17 protein-coding genes are annotated in these 16,592 nt (G+C 71.8%); 6 read left to right on the forward strand and 11 right to left on the reverse strand.

Going from position 1 to position 16,592, the window contains the following annotated elements; translation table 11 throughout:
* Positions 1–82: 82 nt before the first annotated feature.
* Positions 83–1,045: a hypothetical protein gene (locus JOD54_RS00855; protein WP_204448713.1), complete on the forward strand. Its 963-nt coding sequence runs from the start codon at positions 83–85 to the stop codon at positions 1,043–1,045.
* A 985-nt stretch (positions 1,046–2,030) separates the two neighbouring features.
* Here the strand turns inward: JOD54_RS00855 and JOD54_RS00860 are convergent.
* From JOD54_RS00860 to JOD54_RS00875, 4 genes are all read right to left on the reverse strand, one after another.
* On the reverse strand, positions 2,031–2,996 hold the full coding sequence (locus JOD54_RS00860) for a LysR family transcriptional regulator (RefSeq protein ID WP_204448714.1): 966 nt from the start codon (positions 2,994–2,996) through the stop codon (positions 2,031–2,033).
* A 203-nt stretch (positions 2,997–3,199) separates the two neighbouring features.
* Positions 3,200–3,541 (reverse strand): hypothetical protein, encoded by a 342-nt coding sequence (locus tag JOD54_RS00865; protein WP_204448715.1) that lies wholly within the window; start codon positions 3,539–3,541, stop codon positions 3,200–3,202.
* A 60-nt stretch (positions 3,542–3,601) separates the two neighbouring features.
* Positions 3,602–4,075: a cupin domain-containing protein gene (locus JOD54_RS00870; protein WP_204448716.1), complete on the reverse strand. Its 474-nt coding sequence runs from the start codon at positions 4,073–4,075 to the stop codon at positions 3,602–3,604.
* Positions 4,076–4,146: 71 nt separating this feature from the next.
* Positions 4,147–4,656 (reverse strand): hypothetical protein, encoded by a 510-nt coding sequence (locus JOD54_RS00875; protein WP_204448717.1) that lies wholly within the window; start codon positions 4,654–4,656, stop codon positions 4,147–4,149.
* An 83-nt stretch (positions 4,657–4,739) separates the two neighbouring features.
* Here JOD54_RS00875 and JOD54_RS00880 point away from each other — a divergent pair, with 83 nt between their 5' ends.
* Positions 4,740–5,165, forward strand: a complete 426-nt coding sequence (locus JOD54_RS00880) for an SRPBCC family protein (protein ID WP_204448718.1) — start codon at positions 4,740–4,742, stop codon at positions 5,163–5,165.
* 73 nt (positions 5,166–5,238) lie between these two features.
* Positions 5,239–5,469: a DUF5302 domain-containing protein gene (locus tag JOD54_RS00885; RefSeq protein ID WP_204448719.1), complete on the forward strand. Its 231-nt coding sequence runs from the start codon at positions 5,239–5,241 to the stop codon at positions 5,467–5,469.
* Positions 5,470–5,522: 53 nt separating this feature from the next.
* Here JOD54_RS00885 and JOD54_RS00890 read toward each other — a convergent pair whose 3' ends face one another.
* The 5 genes from JOD54_RS00890 to JOD54_RS00910 all read right to left on the reverse strand — a co-directional run bounded on the left by JOD54_RS00890 (position 5,523) and on the right by JOD54_RS00910 (position 10,029).
* Positions 5,523–6,860 carry a WS/DGAT/MGAT family O-acyltransferase gene (locus JOD54_RS00890; protein ID WP_204448720.1) on the reverse strand — a complete coding sequence of 446 codons (1,338 nt, stop codon included), beginning with the start codon at positions 6,858–6,860 and terminating at the stop codon, positions 5,523–5,525.
* Positions 6,861–6,947: 87 nt separating this feature from the next.
* Positions 6,948–8,372, reverse strand: a complete 1,425-nt coding sequence (locus JOD54_RS00895) for a serine/threonine-protein kinase (protein ID WP_239573239.1) — start codon at positions 8,370–8,372, stop codon at positions 6,948–6,950.
* 182 nt (positions 8,373–8,554) lie between these two features.
* A complete protein-coding gene (locus JOD54_RS00900; protein ID WP_204448721.1) occupies positions 8,555–8,752 on the reverse strand; it encodes a hypothetical protein in 198 nt (65 codons plus the stop codon).
* A 189-nt stretch (positions 8,753–8,941) separates the two neighbouring features.
* Positions 8,942–9,151, reverse strand: coding sequence for a DUF397 domain-containing protein (locus JOD54_RS00905; RefSeq protein ID WP_204448722.1), 210 nt, complete (start codon positions 9,149–9,151; stop codon positions 8,942–8,944).
* Positions 9,148–10,029, reverse strand: coding sequence for a helix-turn-helix domain-containing protein (locus JOD54_RS00910; protein WP_204448723.1), 882 nt, complete (start codon positions 10,027–10,029; stop codon positions 9,148–9,150). Before JOD54_RS00910 ends, JOD54_RS00905 begins: the two co-directional genes overlap by 4 nt.
* A 351-nt stretch (positions 10,030–10,380) precedes the next feature.
* On the opposite strand from JOD54_RS00910, the gene JOD54_RS00915 reads away from it, so the two are divergent.
* A complete protein-coding gene (locus JOD54_RS00915) occupies positions 10,381–11,568 on the forward strand; it encodes an OmpA family protein (RefSeq protein ID WP_204448724.1) in 1,188 nt (395 codons plus the stop codon).
* A 1,139-nt stretch (positions 11,569–12,707) separates the two neighbouring features.
* Here JOD54_RS00915 and JOD54_RS00920 read toward each other — a convergent pair.
* A complete protein-coding gene (locus JOD54_RS00920) occupies positions 12,708–13,460 on the reverse strand; it encodes an SAM-dependent methyltransferase (protein WP_204448725.1) in 753 nt (250 codons plus the stop codon).
* Positions 13,461–13,590: 130 nt separating this feature from the next.
* On the reverse strand, positions 13,591–15,102 hold the full coding sequence (locus tag JOD54_RS00925) for an MFS transporter (protein ID WP_239573240.1): 1,512 nt from the start codon (positions 15,100–15,102) through the stop codon (positions 13,591–13,593).
* Positions 15,103–15,195: 93 nt separating this feature from the next.
* Between JOD54_RS00925 and JOD54_RS00930 the strand changes: the two genes are divergently transcribed.
* A complete protein-coding gene (locus JOD54_RS00930; protein WP_204448726.1) occupies positions 15,196–15,843 on the forward strand; it encodes a TetR/AcrR family transcriptional regulator in 648 nt (215 codons plus the stop codon).
* Between the two features lie 63 nt (positions 15,844–15,906).
* On the forward strand, positions 15,907–16,515 hold the full coding sequence (locus JOD54_RS00935) for a class I SAM-dependent DNA methyltransferase (RefSeq protein ID WP_307859771.1): 609 nt from the start codon (positions 15,907–15,909) through the stop codon (positions 16,513–16,515).
* The last annotated feature ends 77 nt before the right edge of the window (positions 16,516–16,592 follow it).

Genomic DNA, 16,592 nt, shown 5'->3' on the forward strand with positions numbered 1-16,592 from the left:
GGCACCCGGGCGTTCGTATGTTCGAGCGAATCCGCTTGATCGGTCTACCAACTCGGCCGCCGCAAGAGGTACCCACCTAGGTGTGGACTCTGCAGCGCGTTGGCGCGCGCCCGCCGTCATCCTCGGCGTGGCCGCGCTCGCCCCCCTCGCGGCAGGCCTCGCGCTCGGCTGGGCGAACTGGGTGACCGTCCCGGTCATGCTCGTCGCGCTCGCCGTCGCGGGGCTGGTGGTCAAGCAGGTGCTGTTCTACCGCGAGCAGCGCGAGCTGCGGGCGGAGGCGGCGCGCGAACGGGCCACGCCGAAGGTGGAGCAGGCACCGCACGCCGAGCACCACGTCCCGGCGATCCCGGTCGACAGCGCGGAGCCGTACTACCGGTTCATCCTCACCTGCACGGTCTGCTGGCAGCCCAGCGCGGGCCTGCCCCAGCACGGCAACCTGCGCGGCCTGGCGGTGCACTCGATCCTCGAACGCGCCCGCGCGGTCACCGTGACCGGCTCCCCCACCGAAGCCGAGGTCGTCCAGACCCGCCTGGCCGCCGAGCTCGGCGCGATGGCCCAGGACCGCTCCGGTCAGATCATCACCTGGGCGGAGAACGTCGGGCTGACCGTGCCGGAGGAGGACGCCCGCCGCCTCGACCGGCTGACGCAGCTGCGCAAGGAGAAGCAGGTCCGCCACCACGAGCAGGAACTGGAGCAGCGCACCCGCGCCTACCTGGCCGACGAGATCCTCGTCGACCCCGGCACCGCCGTCGTCTGGTGGCTGGCCAGGCACCCGGAACAGGTCCGGGAAGCCGCCGACCTGATCCCCGCCTTCGCCAAGATCAGCGCAGCCGTCACCAAAACCGAAATAGCCCCCCACCACGCCGAACGCCTAGACGACCGCCCCACCCTCAGCGCCGTCAACTGGCCCCGCCTCAACACCCCCGTGGACGAGGAAAGAAAAGCCCTCCCCACCGCCGACGCCCCAGAACAACCCCTCTGGCCCCGAGGCAACCGAGACCACGGCGATTACGACGAACCAGAAGACTCCACTTCGGCCCGATAGTCCGAGGCCATTGTTGCCAACCCATCGAGCCACCCGCCGGGTCAGCCCACCCAGCCCGACCAACGCCCCGGAAGCCGCCGGTGCCAGACCAATCCCCTACCCCGGCCACCCAACCCAGCCACCACGATCCGGCCCCGCCAACCCAGCCCACCGAGTCAACCCCGCCAGCCCCACCACCGCTCCCAGGAACCCTCGGTGCCAACTGCTCGATGGGGCGGACTTGTTTTGTGTGGGGTGGCGGCAGTCGTAGCCTTGCCTCGCTGCAGGGCCATGCTTTTCGGCCCCGGCTTGTGCGGTCCTGCCACGGCTGGCGCAGGGGCCCCGCGCAAAACAAGTTCGCCCCATCGAGCACACCGCACCACCCAGGGATCCAGCGCAATGCCGAAGGCGAGCCGAAAGATCATCTAATCGAGCAGCCCCCGATATCAATCCTACCGAGGCGCACCGACAGAACAGGCGCACGAAAGAACCCTGTGCACAACCCCAGCCGTTGTGGACAACCCGGCCAGCAAGCGCGCCGAGACCCCCGCATGCGCCCCACGCCCGCCCAAGAAGCGTGACAGGCCCCGGCGTCGGCTCCACCCGACCTCCGGGGCCCGCCGTCCCCATCGCGCGAGGGCGCGGTGCGCGGTGTCCCGGCCGCGGCGACCGCAGAGGCGATGCGGACGGACGGTGATCCGCTGCCGACCCTGCACGGCGCGGTCCACCGTTCCGACGGCAATGGTCCCCGGTTATCGGGCATCCGGCAACGACGTCCATCACTTAGCGGTCATCAAAATTCTTAACTCACCGGGCGCGAGCGGCCGACTACACTCATTCGGCCCAGCACCGGGGCCACTCGGCGGGGTCGAACCGGACGATCCGGGCGCGCGGCCGGGGGGCGACGTCCGAATCGGGACCTGGGGGCAGTCGCGCATCCCACAAAGAAGCCTTTGCTGCGTTAAGGCCCGATCGGGGGACGCGGACCGGCCCCGGCCGTTCGCGCTCACGCGTGGTGTTCGGCCCACCACTTCGGGTAGTGCGGGTTGCGGGCGACGAGGCTGTGGTAGCCCTCGACGACCGTGTCGAGCAGCACGCCGGGGTCGATGGGGCCCAGGTCCTTCCAGGCGAGCTCGAGCCGGTTGCGGATGGGGTCGCCGACCAGGGGGCGCACGACCAGGCCGCGGCCCTCGTTGGAGGTGGGCTGGGCCAGGCTGACGCACTGGCCGGTGATGACGAACTCGCGCGCGGAGCTCGAGTCGCTGATCTCGTGGGTGATCCTGGGCTCGAACCCGGCGGCCCGGCAGGCGGCGCGCAGCGGGCCGATGCCGCCGTGGTCCTCCTGCGGGTCGATCATCCAGTTCTCCTCGGCCAGGTCGGCGAGGTCGATGACGTCGCGCTCGGCCAGCCGGTGGTGCTGCGAGAGCGCGACGAACTCCGGCTCGACCTCGACCACGAGCTCGCGGCGCACCCCCTCGGCGCCGCCGATCTCGAACCCGATGACGTCGCACAGCACTGCGGCGTCCAGGCGGCCCGCCCGGACCCTGCCCTGCAGGGCGGCGGCGGACGGGTCGGTGTGCACCTGGACGCTCAGCGGCGGCGCGTCCGGCCCGTGCAGGTCGGCGTACGCGGCGATCAGCAGCGGCACGACCGCCGAGAGCAGCGGGCTCGGCCTGCCGCCGATCTTCAGCTCGACCGGGCCGGTCGGGGTGGCGCCGGTGGCCTCGCCGCGCAGGTCGGCCATCTCGTTGACCACCGACCGCGCCTTGGCCAGCACCGTGCGCCCGAACGAGGTGGGCACCACGCCGGTCCTGGCCCGTTCGAACAGGGGCGCGCCCATGGCCCGTTCGATCCGTTGAAGTTGAGAGGTCAACGACGGCTGGGACAGGCCGAGTGCCGCGGCGGCCCTGGTGATGCTGCCCTCGTCGGCCACCGCGATGACGATCCGCAGGTGTCGGAACTCCAGTTCCATGGTCCACATGTTATGGCCACGGATTATGCGGCCGACACGGGGAACGCGCGGCGGTCCCGCGGGCCGGTGGGTTCGGGAGCGGCAGGCCCCGGCTGGGGGGAGTGCCGAGGCCTGCCCGGCCGACCACCGCGCCGCCCGTGCCTGGGGGGATGGCGGGAGGGCGCTGCAGGCGGTCGGGTCTGTGGGGTGCTCCCACAGGTGGTTTACCCCTCGCCGAGCCGGGCGAAACGGGCGTCGACCGGGACCAGCACCAGCCTGGCGCGCTCCTGCGCGACCTCGAGCAGCTGCACCCGCACGCCCTCGACCACCGCGGCGTCGCCCGGGTTCAGCGTGACGTCGACCCCGCCACCGGCCACCCGCACCCGGTCCGGGCCGACATCGGCCTTGAACCGGATGTCGAACACCTCCAGCGTCGGCGACCCGGTGATGGTCACCTCGCAGCGGATCTCCGAGCAGGTCCCGGCGTCGCCCTCGGCCTGGCAGGCGGTACCCGCCACGAGCGCCAAGGCCACCACGAGCAGGGGCAGCGGCGGTCTTCGCACCATGTGGTCAAGATCGCGGCGGGTCGGCGCCGCGCTACTGCGGCATCCGGGGGACGTGCCGCCTCACACGTGGTACTGGTCGTGCCTGGCGTAGAACTCGGTCCAGTCCTCGGCGGAGAACTCCCGGCCGGACTCCACCCGCTCGGCGAGTTCGACGAAGAAGTCCTCCCTCGGCGGGCCGGGGGCGAACAGGATCAGCATGGACGCCGGTTCGTCGGACTCGTTGCCGAAGGCGTGCACCCCGCCTTCCGGGACGTAGAGGAAATCGCCCGCGGTGGCGGTGACCCAGCGCTCGCCGTCGAAGAGCCGGACCGCGCCGTCGAGGATGTAGAACGACTCGGAGAACGTCCGGTGGAAGTGCGGCCGCGGCCCGCTCGCGCCGGGCGCCATGTCCCAGCGGAACATCCCGTACTGCCCGTTGGTGGTGCTGCCCGGCGCGACGAAGTGCGCCGAGGTCTTCGGCCGGTCGAGCACGGTGATCTCGTCGACCGGGCGCCAGCGCGCGGTGACCTCGCCGGTGGTGCCGAGGTACGACATGGTTCTCCTCTCGCCGGGACACCCACTCTGCCACCACCGCGCCTGGCGCGGAGTCCTGTGAGGACAGCCGGTCAGTCGTCGCAGGCCAGGCGCCTGGGGCGGACCGGGCGCGGCACCCTGGTGAGCGCGCGGACCCGCCTGGTGCTGCCGTGTTCGGCAAGCAGCGCCAGCAGTTCGCCGTCTGCGGTCCTGGCGAGGCTGCGCTGCACCCACTCGGCCGCGGCGAGCACCGCGTCGCGCGAGACCGGCCTGCCCGCGAACGCGTCGTGCAGCAGGCACCACTCGGCCAGCCGCGCGGCGACCGGCTCCGCGGCGGCGACCGCGGGGCGAACCCTGGCCGCCCAGCGCGAGAACCCCGGGCCGCGCTGGGCCCGGTCGTCGATGCGCGCGATCGCGGCCGCGGTGGCGGTCGAGGGGTCGGGGTCGCGCAGGACCGCGGCGAGGAAAGCGGCTTCGTCGGCGGGATCGGCCGCGCGGTACCAGGACAACCGCAGTCCCGCGTCGGTGCTGAGGGCGCGCGGGTCGTGCCGGGTGCACTCCGCCAGATCCGCCACAGCCGCGATGTGGTCCAGCAGGTTCACCGTACGTCCTCCGCCGAGAAAGATCCGCCGCCGAGGATAGTCCGCTGGTGCCCCGTGCTGATCATCGGCGCTACCCTCACCCGATGCGGTTCGGTACCGGGATTGACATCGCCGCGCCCGCGGCACGGGTGTGGGAGATCTACCGCGATGTCGAGCGGTGGCCGGAGTGGACGGCGTCGGTGACCTCGATCACCGCGCTGGACCCGGGTCCGCTGCGGATCGGGGCCCGGGCGCGGATCCGCCAGCCCAAGCTGCCCACCACGGTCTGGACCATCACCGAACTCGACGACGGCCGCGCCTGGACCTGGGTGGCGGGCGGCCCCGGTGCCCGCACGGTGGCCACCCACGTGGTCGAGCCGCGCGGGGACGGCGGCGCGCGGGCGGAGCTGTCGCTGACCATGACCGGCCCGCTCGGCCTGCTCGTCGCCAAGCTCACCGCGGGCCTCACCGACCGGTACCTGGCGCTGGAAGCCGAAGGCCTCAAAGCACGCGCCGAAGGCGAGCGGTGATAATCAATTCGTCCCCGCGTCGCGCCCGTGCGAGGCTGGGCCAACCACTCGATTCGCCGTGGAGGTCAACACCATGTCCGATCAGCCCCGCCAGACCGAGGACCCCGCTGGCGAGGAAGCCCCTGGTTCGGACACCCCCACCACGTCCGAACCCGACGACGTGAAGGCCCGCTTCCGCGAGGCCCTGGCCCGCAAGCAGGCCCAGAACAAGACCGGTGAGGGCCACGCCACCACGGGCTCCAAGGTCCACGACGCCCACGGCCGCGCGGGCGCCAAGCGCCAGTTCCGCCGCAAGAGCGGCTGACCCCAGGTCACCCCGAGGCCCCGCGAACCCCGGTTCGCGGGGCCTCCGCCGTTCTAGACGCTCTTCTCCAGGGCCGTCAGCTCGGTGTCGAGGTGGGCGAGCAGGCGCTGGAGGTGGGGGACGGTGCGGCGGCAGCCGGTGAGGCCGAACTCGAGGGAGCCGTTGTAGCTGGTGACGGTGATGTTGAGGGCTTGGCCCTCGTACGGGATCGAGACGGGGTAGACGCCGAGCATCTTGGCGCCGTTCCAGTAGAGCGGGGTGGTGGGGCCGGGGACGTTGCTGATCATGAGGTTGAAGGCGGGTGGGGTGAGGCGGACGGCGCCGGGGAGCAGGCCGAGGGCCAGGGGGGCGAACGGGATGGCGCTCAGGGCGGTGACCTGCAGTTGGCTCATCCCGCGGTAGACGTCCTTGCCGCGGCGGGTGGACTCGGTGATGGCGGCCAGGCGGTCGGCCGGGTCTTCGCGGTCGGTGGCGAGGGTGCACAGGATCATGCCGAGCGCGTTGCCGCCCGCGGAGTCGTCCGAGCGCAGTGACATCGGGACGGCGGCGACCAGGGGGCGCTGCGGGAGGGAGTCCAGTTCCAGCAGGTACCGGCGGAGGGCACCGGCGCACATCGCCAGCATGACGTCGTTGACCGTCGCCCCTGTCGCCTCCCCGACGGCGCGGACGCGGGCCAGCGGCCAGCCCTGGGCGGCGAAGCGCCTGGCGCCGGTGATGGGCACGTTGAGGATCGACCGGGGTGCGGCGAAGGGCAGCGTCGCGGTCTGCTCGCGGAAGACCTCGTTGGCGTACCTGGCGAACGCGGGTCCCAGCCCCACCAGGTCGCGCAGGACCGCGCCGACACCGGCGGACCGGGGGCGCGGGGTGGGGTCGACCTCGCGCGCGGCCCACGGCGGGCGGGTGTCGCGCACAGCGGGGTCGGTGGCCAGCGAGCGCTGCAGCAGCCGCAGCGCGGACACGCCGTCGAGCAGGGCGTGGTGGACCTTGGTGTAGAGGGCGAACCTGTTGTCCCGCAAGCCTTCGACCAGGTGCGCCTCCCACAGCGGGCGGTGCCGGTCGAGCAGGGAGCCGTGCAGCCGCGACACCAGCTCCAGCAGTTCGCGGACCCGGCCGGGGGTGGGCAGCGCGGAGAGCCGGACGTGGTACTCGAGGTCGAGCCGGTCGTCGTCGGTCCACACCCACTGGCCGACGGTGCTGACCGGGCCGCGCGGCCTGCGCCGCAGCAGCGGGTTGATCTCCCCGTTGGCCAGCAGGGCCCGGTGCAGCTCGCCGACGTAGTCGGGCCCGGCGCCCTCGGGCAGCGAGAACAGCTGCAGGCCGCCGACGTGCAGCGGGTGCTCGCGGGACTCGCCGAGCAGGAACATCGACTCCGTGACGGGCATCAGCGACACGGTCGGCCTCCTTCGCTCGGTGTGCAGCGGTGCCGCGCCGAACGCTGCCACCGGTGCCCGGCCCGCGCAATCAGTCCCAGGTGGACCTCAGCGCGAGTCGGAGTCGATGAGGTACTTACCACCCACGAGGACGACCTTCACCATCTTCTTCCCGGCGACCTCGCCAGCCGCGCCCTTCACCGTGACGTCGACCGGCACGGTGACCGACCCGTCCTGGTTGGAGGTGACCCCGTTGGCGTTGCGGGAGGAGATGTACTGGAACTGGCCCCAGTGCCGCTCGAACCCGGCGAAGTCGCCGAAGGCGGTCTTGCCGTTGGGGCCGAGCATGTCCCAGCGGACCTGCGCGGGGCTGTCGCTGCCGTAGTAGGCGATGACCGTGCGGCCCGCCGCGGTGTAGTCGGTCACCTTCTGCGAGACGACCGGTGCGGTCGAGGGCGTGGTCGGTGCCGGGCTCGGCGGGTCCTGGCTGACGGTGATGATCGTGGTGCTCGTGGTGTTGGTCCCGGCGCCGTTGCCGGAGTTGCCGCTGGTCAGCACCAGGGTCACCGCCGCGGCGAGTACCACGACGCCCAGCAGCAGCGCGATGAGCACGCCGCGCGAGGGCGACGGCCGCTGCGGGTCGGGCGGAGGCGGCGGGGTGAGCGGGCGGGGTGAGCGGATCGGGTTCGGCTTGGCCGGGACCGTGCGCTGCTCGAACTGGGGCACCCGCAGCGGCGCGGTCGGCAGCGCCAGCAGGGACGCGGCGTCGTCCATGGTGGGGCGGTCGGTGGGGTCGGCGCGCAGCAGGGTCATCAGGGTCGGGGTGAGCGCGCCCGCGCCGCGCGGCGGGGTGACGTCGCCGGAGGCCACCGCGTGCAGCAGGGCGAGCGGGTTGGGGTTGAGGCCGAACGGGGGCGCGCCCTCGACCGCGTGGTAGAGGGTGGCGCCCAGGGAGAACACGTCGGAGGACTGGCTGGGGTCCTGGCCGCGGGCGATCTCGGGGGCCAGGTAGGCGGGGGTGCCCGCGAGCATGCCGGTCTCGGTGACGGTGCCGTCGTCGATGGCCCTGGAGATGCCGAAGTCGGTGATCTTCACGGTGCCGTTGTCGCCGAGCAGGATGTTGCCCGGCTTGACGTCGCGGTGCACGATGCCCGCGGCGTGCGCGGCGGCCAGCGCGGCGGCGACCTGCGAGCCGATGGCGGCGACCTGCTCGGGCGGCAGCGTGCCGTCCTCGGCGAGCACGGCGGACAGGCTGCGCGAGGGCAGGAACTCCATCACCAGGCAGGGGTCGCCGTCGTGCTCGGCCACGTCGAGCATGGCGATGGCGTTGCGGTGCTGCAGCCGGGCGGCGATGCGGGCCTCGCGCATGGCCCGGCGCCTGGCCTCGTCGGTCTGCGCCGGGGTCAGCCCTGGCCGGATGATCAACCGCTTGAGCGCGATGACCCGCTCCAGCCGCTCGTCGCGGGCCCGCCACACCACGCCCATGGCGCCACTGCCGACGGGCTCCTCGAGCCGGTAGCGCCCGGCGAGCAACTCACCCCGTTCGATGACCAGGTACTCCTCGCGTGCGTGGACCTCGGGCCCCGAGTGCAGGAGCCGAGACTAGCGAATCACACCGACGGGCGATCATCCGTCCACCGGAGGTGATTGTGAGGGGCCTGTTGGTCACAGCGAGTCCGCACCGGGCGGCTCGAACAGGTCAGTGCTCGATCGGGCTAGTGGGCGGGTCTGATGGCGCCGGTGGCGACGGCGCGCACGAGGTGGCCCGCCGCGGCGGCGGGGAAGCCGAGCTCGCGGTCGGGCGCGGTGCCGCGCACGGTGAGCGCCTCGGTGGACAACCGGATCAGGACGCACGCACCCGTGGTGCAGCGCGAGCCGCGGCGGAACCCCGCGGCCGACCCGCTTTCCGACATGATCGCCCCCTCCCCTACCCCGGCGCCGCGCACCCGGCTGGAGGCGCGCGGAAGCGCTTCAGCTGTGCGAATGGTCCGACCACGCGGCGTCGGGCGATCTTGTCACCTCAGGTTACCGCAAGGTTACGAAGCGCGCCAGGACCCCCCGCGTGCGCATTCGCGGAGGGTCCGGCGGACAGATCAAGGACGTCAGTTGGCCAGCAATCCACCAGGCACGAGGTCGAACTCGCCGTTCTTGACACCCGCGGTGAAGGCCACCCATTCCTCGACGGAGTAGGTGTGCGCGGGAATGGACAGGTCTTTGGAGTCGCGCAGCGAGATGGAGCCGTCGTCGAGGACGGCCACCTGGACGCAACCACCGGTGGAACAGAAGCTGCTCTGCTGGTAAATGGTGTTCATCGGGGTCTTTCTTCCTTGCTCGAATAGTGTTCCAGCATCGAACGAATCGAGTCCCGGCTCGCCTCCACGGAGAGGCACTTCCGGCTGAGGTCATCAAAGATCCGCGTGTAGCGGGTGATGTCGCTCTCCTGCTCGAGCCACCGATCACCAGCGCTGAGTTCGATGTGGACCGAGTTGCGGTCGTATTCGCTCTCGAACGTGAAGACCACGAACGTGCACTGGATGGCGATATCGGGCCCTGCCGCGAAGGGGTAGACGCGCAGGGTGACACCTTGACGCTCACTCGCCAGCAGCAACGCGGCCAACTGGTCGGCCATCACCTTCGGCGACCCGACGACGCGGTGCAGCGTCGCCTCGTCGAGGATGACTCCGATCCTGGGCTGGTCCTCGCGCTCGACGAGAATTTCCTGGCGCTTGAGGCGCAGTCGGACCCGCTTCTCCCGTTCGATGTCGTCATCTCGGGGGTAGATCGCGCGGAACAGCTCCCGCGCGTACTCCTCCGTCTGGAACATTCCGGGAAACGTCGATTGGACGTAATAGCGGATGTTGGACGCCTCGGACTCCAGCGAGATGAAGGTGTCCATCGCGGTGGACACCACATCCGCCAGGTCCTGCCACCACGCCTGCCTGCGGCCGTCCCCGGCCAGCCGCAGCAACTGGTCGCGCAACTTCTGGTCACCGACCCCGTAGAGGTCGAGCAGGTCGCGCACATCCCGTGCCTTGGGCACCCCCTGTCCCGTCTCAAGCCTGCTGATCTTGGACGGCGAGCACTCCAGGTGGTCGGCAGCGTCCTCGAGGTGCAGTCCACGCAACTCGCGGAGCCTGCGCAGTTCCTGCCCCAGGCGGCGCCGCGGGATGAGCGGCGTTTGCGATGGCATCAACGCCTCCTCGCGCCATGCAATTGCCGAACGGGATTGCTCGTTCGGACTGATGCTCGACCGTACCACTCGTTGACCTCAGCACGACCAGCGGACGGCCTGTTCGCACCCGCCCCGACCAGGCTCGCTCCACTGAGGACCGAACCACGCGGGCTTGCAGGATGCAAGTGCATGACACCCACACGGGGGTGACCCGAACGGCGTACGACGCGACGGCGAGTGGCTGAATTTCGTCGCACTTGCTCCATGCACTTGCATGGAGCCCTTGCGTGACGAGCTTGAATCTCGGAATCTGAAGGCGAACTTGCGTAGCCGCCCGGCTGGGCGGCCCGTCGCCGAGGGGAGCGCGCGATGACCAGACGACAGCAGCACGGGAGGGCCACCGGCGGACCGGGACCGAAAGCCGCGAAGGCGCTGATCATGATCACCGCGATCGGGGCGGCCTCGGTGGGCTGCGGCACCGCCACCGGGCCCGAACCCCGGGGCCCCACCCTGGTGCTGGCCGCCACCGCGGTCGCCACCGAGCAGCGCCCCGCCCTGACCTCGGCGGCGCGCGCCGAGGTCGCCGCCGCTTTGGGCACCGATCGGGCCCGATTGCGGATCGTGATCAGCGGCCCCGACCGGGCGAGGGTGCTCGAGGACGGCGATCTGCGATTGCGCCGTGGCACCCAGGTCGAGCACGACACCGCGCGCAGAGCCGAGTTGACCAGGCAAGAGGTGCTGCGGATCGATTCGGTGCTCGGCGCGGCGGCCGGCCAGGCACCCCAGCTCGACCTCGCGGGCCTGCTCGACGTGATAGCCCGCACACCGGGGCCCGGCACGGCCGTGGTGATCAGTTCCGGGGTGCAGACCGCGGGTCCGCTGGCCATCGCGGCCCTCGGCTGGGACCGGGTCGGGTCCGACGAGGTCGTCGAGCAGGCCAAGCGCGACGGGCTGGTGCCGGACCTGCGGGGCAAGCGGGTGGTGCTCAGCGGGATCGGCGAGGTCCACCAGCCGCAGGAAGCCCTACCGCCACCGCTGCGCGACCGGCTCGCCCGGATGTGGCTGCGCTTCTGCCAGGCGGGCGGCGGTGACTGCACCCTGGACGGCGAACCCCTCGTGGGCGGCGAACCCAGGTCGACCGCCGCCGTCCCCACCGTCCCGGTGCCGCACCCTCCGGTGCTCACGGCCCAAGCGGCGGCGGGCCCGGTCGAACTCCCCAGCGACATCCTCTTCTGGCCGGACTCGGCGGATCTCCTGCCCGACGCCGACCCCCTGCTCGCGCAGGTCGCCAAAGCGCTGCCTGCCGGTTCTCGAATACGCCTCATCGGCCGCACCGCGTCGGTCGGCCCGGCGGAGTCCGCCCGCGCGTTGAGCTTGCGACGCGCGGGCGCTGTCCGCGACGGGTTGACCGCCCGCGGTGTGCCCGCCCCGTCTCTCAGCGTCGAGGGACTCGGGTACGACCGCCCCCTGGTAGCCGACCGCGACGCGGCGGGAGCCTTCATCCCCGCCGCCGCGCAGCGCAACCGGTCCGTCGAGCTCGTTGTCACCCGCCCGTAGGGAGACCCGCCATGCGAACACGCCACCTGCCGCTGTCGATGTGGCTACGCCACCCGATCGTCTGCGCGAACGCCACTTTCCTGTCCCAGGGCGCCGAACCCGGCGAACTCGCCCACGAGGTCCGGGGACTGACCAAGGCCACCAAGCTCGTCCACCGCCGTTCCAGGCGCATGGGGCGGTGGAGCGCCAAGGCGTGCTTGGCCGCCGCCGCGGCGATGGCCTCGTTCCGGCTCGCCGCGGCCGCGGCGGACAAGACCCGGGTCCTCGGCGGTGCGCACCACACGACCGCCGCGAAGGGGTGGGCCATCAGCGCTCGGCAAGCCCGCCCGCTGCTGTCGGAGACGTTGCGCCGCATGGACGAAGAGGTCGCGGCGGGTGTCGCCACCCACCACCAGTCCCGGAGCAGGGTGGTGTCCGCGATCGCGTACCTCATGTTGGCCGTTGACGCGGTAGCCCTGTTCACGGTCTTCTCGCTGCTGCTCAACATCGACTGGACCTCGACGCCCGCGGTGACCACGGCCGTCGCCTTCTCGCTGTTCGGCGCCGGGATCCAGGCGAAGCTCGCCCTCGAGCTCGGCCGCAGGCTCTGGACGTGGCGGATGGCGCGGACCGGCGGCTCCGTCATCGCCTGGACGGCCCTGGCGTTGTTGGCGGTCAGTGCCTGCGCGGCAGTGTCGATCCTGTTGCGCGTGCGGTACGAGGGAGCCGAGATCGACCAAGCGGGACTCGCGACCGCCCTCGGCCTCGTCCTGGCGGGGTGCGCGTTGGCGGCTCCTTGGATCATCGTCCAGCAGGAGGCGTACGACGGCTCGCCGCTGACCAGGAGGGCGGGGGCACTCACGCGGGTGATCCGCCGTGCCTGCGCGGAATCCGACCGCGGTCTCCGCCGCGCGGAACGCTCGCTCACCAGGGCCCGCGCGCTGGAAGCCCGGCTGCGTCGCGAACACGCGCGCGTGCTGGCGCGGATCACCCGCTACTACTTGCCCGCGCACCGCACGATCCTGCTAGCCCGCGACCTAGTGGCTCGACCGAACGACCACGGGCTGCCGATCCGGCTGCCGGTGGACCAGACCCCGCTGACCACCGCGGTCGACCAAGCGCGCGCCGCGGTGGCCCGCGCGGAGGCGGCGCGGCCGGGGTCAGGGCTTGCGGGCGACGACCGCGTAGGTCATGGACCTGGCCGGGTCCGTGGCGGCGGGGAGATCGGGACGCCACTGGGAGGTCCACACGACACCGGGGTCGACGATCTCGAGCCCGTCGACGAGGGCAGCGACCTGCGCGCGGTCACGGGGGTGCGCCGGTGAGCCGCTGCTGGCGTAGAGGCGCAGGACGTCCTCGCGCTTGTCCGGCTCCTCGTCCGCGGTGCCGTGGGTGATCGCGACGAAGCTGCCGGGGACCATCGCCGACAGGTAGCGGCGCAGCGGCTCCTCCGGCTCGGCGACGAAGTGCAGCACCGCCAACATGAGCAGCCCGATCGGCCGGTCGAAGTCGAGCACCCCGGCCGCGGCGGACAGCACCGCGTCCGGGTCCCGCAGGTCGCCGAGGACGGCGGTGGCGTTGGTCGCGTCGGCGAGTTCGATCTCGCTGTGCGCGATGGCGATGGGGTCGTTGTCGACGTAGAGGACCCGCGCCTCGGGGGCGGTCTCGTGCACGTTGCCGACGGTGGGGATGCCGGAGCCGAGGTCCAGGAACTGGGTGACGCCGTTGTCGGCGCAGTGGCGCACCGCGCGGCGCAGGAAGGCGCGGTTGAGCCTGGCCGCGTCGGCCGCCCCCGGCATGACCCGCAGGAACTGCTCGGCGAAGGCGCGGTCCGGTTCGAAGTTGCACGCGCCGCCGAGCAGGTAGTCGTAGATCCGCGCCGGGTGCGGTCGATCCGGATCGATCTCGGCCACGTTCGCCCTCCCCTGCTGCCCTGTCCGCCCGGGGTCGATCGTAGCCGGCGGGCAACCGCGGCGCCGCGCAAACGCCAGCGGGCCCCGGCTACCGCGCCGGGGCCCGCTGTGGCGGTGGGTCAGCCGACTGTCACATGTGGACAGCGGGTGCCGCGGTCTTGAGCTCCTCGGGGACGCCGGGGCGCAACACGAAGGCGCAGATGACACCGCCGACGGCGAACAGGATGCCGCTCCAGGTGAACGCGGCGCTGTAGCCCGACACCGCGGCCGACATCGGGTTCGCGCCGCTGACGAGCGCGTCGGTGACCGCGGAGGCGGCGATGGTGCTGAACAGCGCGGTGCCGATGGAGCCGCCGATCTGCTGCACGGCGTTGATCGCCGCCGACGCGACCCCGGAGTCCTGGGCGTCGACGCCGAGGATGCCGACGTTCATCGCCGAGGCCATCGTCAGGCCGATGCCGAACCCGGCGATGAGCAGGGCGGGCAGCACGGAGGCGGCGTAGGTGCTGTCGGCCTCCAGCAGCGCGAGCAGGCCGATGCCCGCCCCCGCGACCAGCATGCCGACGGTGACCAGCAGCCGCGGCCCGATCTTGGGCAGCAGCACGGTGGTGGCCAGGGTGGCGCCGACCATCAGCGTGCCGATCATCGGCAGGAAGGACAGGCCGCTGGTCACCGGGGTGAAGCGCAGGTTCACCTGCATGAAGTAGGTGAGGAACAGGAAGATCACGAACATCCCCGCGCACAGCACGAAGATGGCCAGGAACGAGCCGCCCCGGTTGCGGTGCAACAGGATCCGCAGCGGCAGCAGCGGGTGCGCCGACTTGGTCTGCCAGGCGACGAACCCGATCAGCAGCACACCACCGGCGATCAGGAAGCCCCAGGTGCTCGGCGAGCTCCACGACTGCGACTCGGCGTTGCCCAGGCCGTAGACGAGGGCGAACATGCCAGCGGTCGCGCCGACCACGCCGAGCCAGTCGATCTTCGGGCGCTCGGTGGCCGATCCCTTGCTCAGCAACGAGACGCCGCCGACGAAGCCGATGCCCGCGAAGATCAGGTTGACGTACATGCACCAGCGCCAGTCGAGGTACTCGGTGAGCACGCCGCCCAGCAGCAGGCCGATCGCGCCGCCCGCACCGGAGATGGCGCCGAAGATGCCGAACGCCTTGCCGCGCTCGGCCGGGTCGGTGAACGTGGTGGTGAGCAGCGACAGCGCGGCGGGGGCCAGCAGCGCGGCGAACACGCCCTGTCCGACGCGGGCGGCGACGAGCACCTCGAAGCTGGTGGCGGCACCGCCGACCGCGGAGGCGAGCGCGAAGCCCGCGACCCCGACGAGGAAGGTGACCTTGCGGCCGAACAGGTCGGCGACGCGGCCGCCGATGAGCAGCAGGCTGCCGAAGCTCAGCGCGTAGCCGGTGATCAGCCACTGCCGCTGGTCGTCGCTGAACTGCAGCGCCTTCTGCGCCGACGGCAGCGCGATGTTGACCACCGTGGCGTCGAGGATGACCATGACCTGGGCGATGGCGATGACCGCGAGGATCAGCCAGCGCTTGGAGTGCCCGTGGTCGGCGCCCGGGTCCGGCGGCGCGGTCGGTTGGCGGGTCGTGGGTTCGGTGTCCGGCACAGCCGGGTCCGACAGAGTCAAGGTCTCCCCCTGCGAAGATGTCCACTGTGGTGTCGTGGCGACGCTAACACAGAAGCGGAGGTACTCCCTCCGCTTTTAGGTTAAGCTGAGAGCGTGACGTCTGACACCGAGCACGGGAATCGACCGCTGCGCGCCGATGCTGAGCGAAACCGCGGCCGCATCGTGGAAGCCGCCCGCGAGGTGTTCGCCGCGCACGGTCTCGCCGCCTCGCTCGACGACGTCGCCCGCGCCGCCGGGGTCGGCATCGGCACCCTCTACCGCCGCTTCCCCACCAAGGACGCGCTGCTGTCGGCGGTGTTCGACCAGGTGGTCACCGAGATCACCGCCGAGGTCGACCGGCACGCGGCCAACCAGGACCCCTGGCTCGGCCTGGTCGGGCTGGTGACCGACGTGCTGGAGCGCCAGTCCGGCGACCGCGGCGTGTTCGAGATCTGCACCAAGGCGGACTTCGGCCACTTGGAACGGATCTCCGCGCACTACATCCCCGCGGTGGAGGCGCTGGTCACCAGGGCCAAGGCGGCCGGGCAGGTGCGCGCCGAGGTCACCGGGACCGACATCGGCCCGGTGATCGTCATGCTCTCGGCGGTCGGCGAGGCCACCGCCTCGGCCGACCCCCAGCTGTGGCGGCGGTACCTGGCGCTGGTCCTCGACGGCATCCGCGCGCCGGGCACGACCCCGCTGCCGCCCAACGGCCTCTCGCACACCGAGCTCATGGCGGCCATCAGCTCCTCGCGGGTGTGAGCCGGTGATCTCATCCGGCCAGGTGCTGGACCACCCGGCCGCGGCGGCGGCATGCTGTGCGGCGTGGCTACCCAGAACCCAGCGTTCGACCTGATCGGCAAGCGCTACGACGAGTCCTTCGTGGAACGGGATGTCCAGATCGCCGAGGCGGCGTGGCTGGCCGAGCAGCTCAGCCCCTCCTCGCGCGTGCTCGACCTCGGCTGCGGCAGCGGCCTGCCCACCTCGCGCCAGCTCCTCGACGCGGGCCTGTCGGTGGTCGGGGTCGACGAGTCCCCGGTCATGCTCGACCTCGCCCGCGAGCAGGCGCCCGGCGGCGACTACCGGCTCGGCGACCTGCGCGAGCTCGACGGGCTCGGCGAGTTCGACGCGGTGGTGGCGTTCTTCGCGCTGCTGATGCTGCCCAAGGCCGAGATCGAGTCCACCCTGCGCGCGATCCACTCGGTGCTGACCGGTCCGCGGCTACTGCTGGTGAGCATGGTGCAGGGCGACTTCGACGCGTTCCCGGTGAACTTCCTCGGCGCGCCGACCACGGTGTCGGCCTACCCGCCGGACCAGCTGCGCCAGGTCGTGGCCGACGCCGGGTTCACCGACGTGACCCTGCGGGAGTTCGAGGCCGAGGCGGAGCCGGGGCGCATCGAGGTCCAGCTCTACCTGCGCGCGAGGGCCGCCTGAAACCAGCGACCGCTGGGTCGCGGCACACAACGCGACCCAGCGGTCTTTGGTGAGAGGTCTACTGGGGATAGCTCGAG

The sequence above is a fragment of the Actinokineospora baliensis genome, assembly GCF_016907695.1.
Taxonomy (GTDB): domain Bacteria; phylum Actinomycetota; class Actinomycetes; order Mycobacteriales; family Pseudonocardiaceae; genus Actinokineospora; species Actinokineospora baliensis.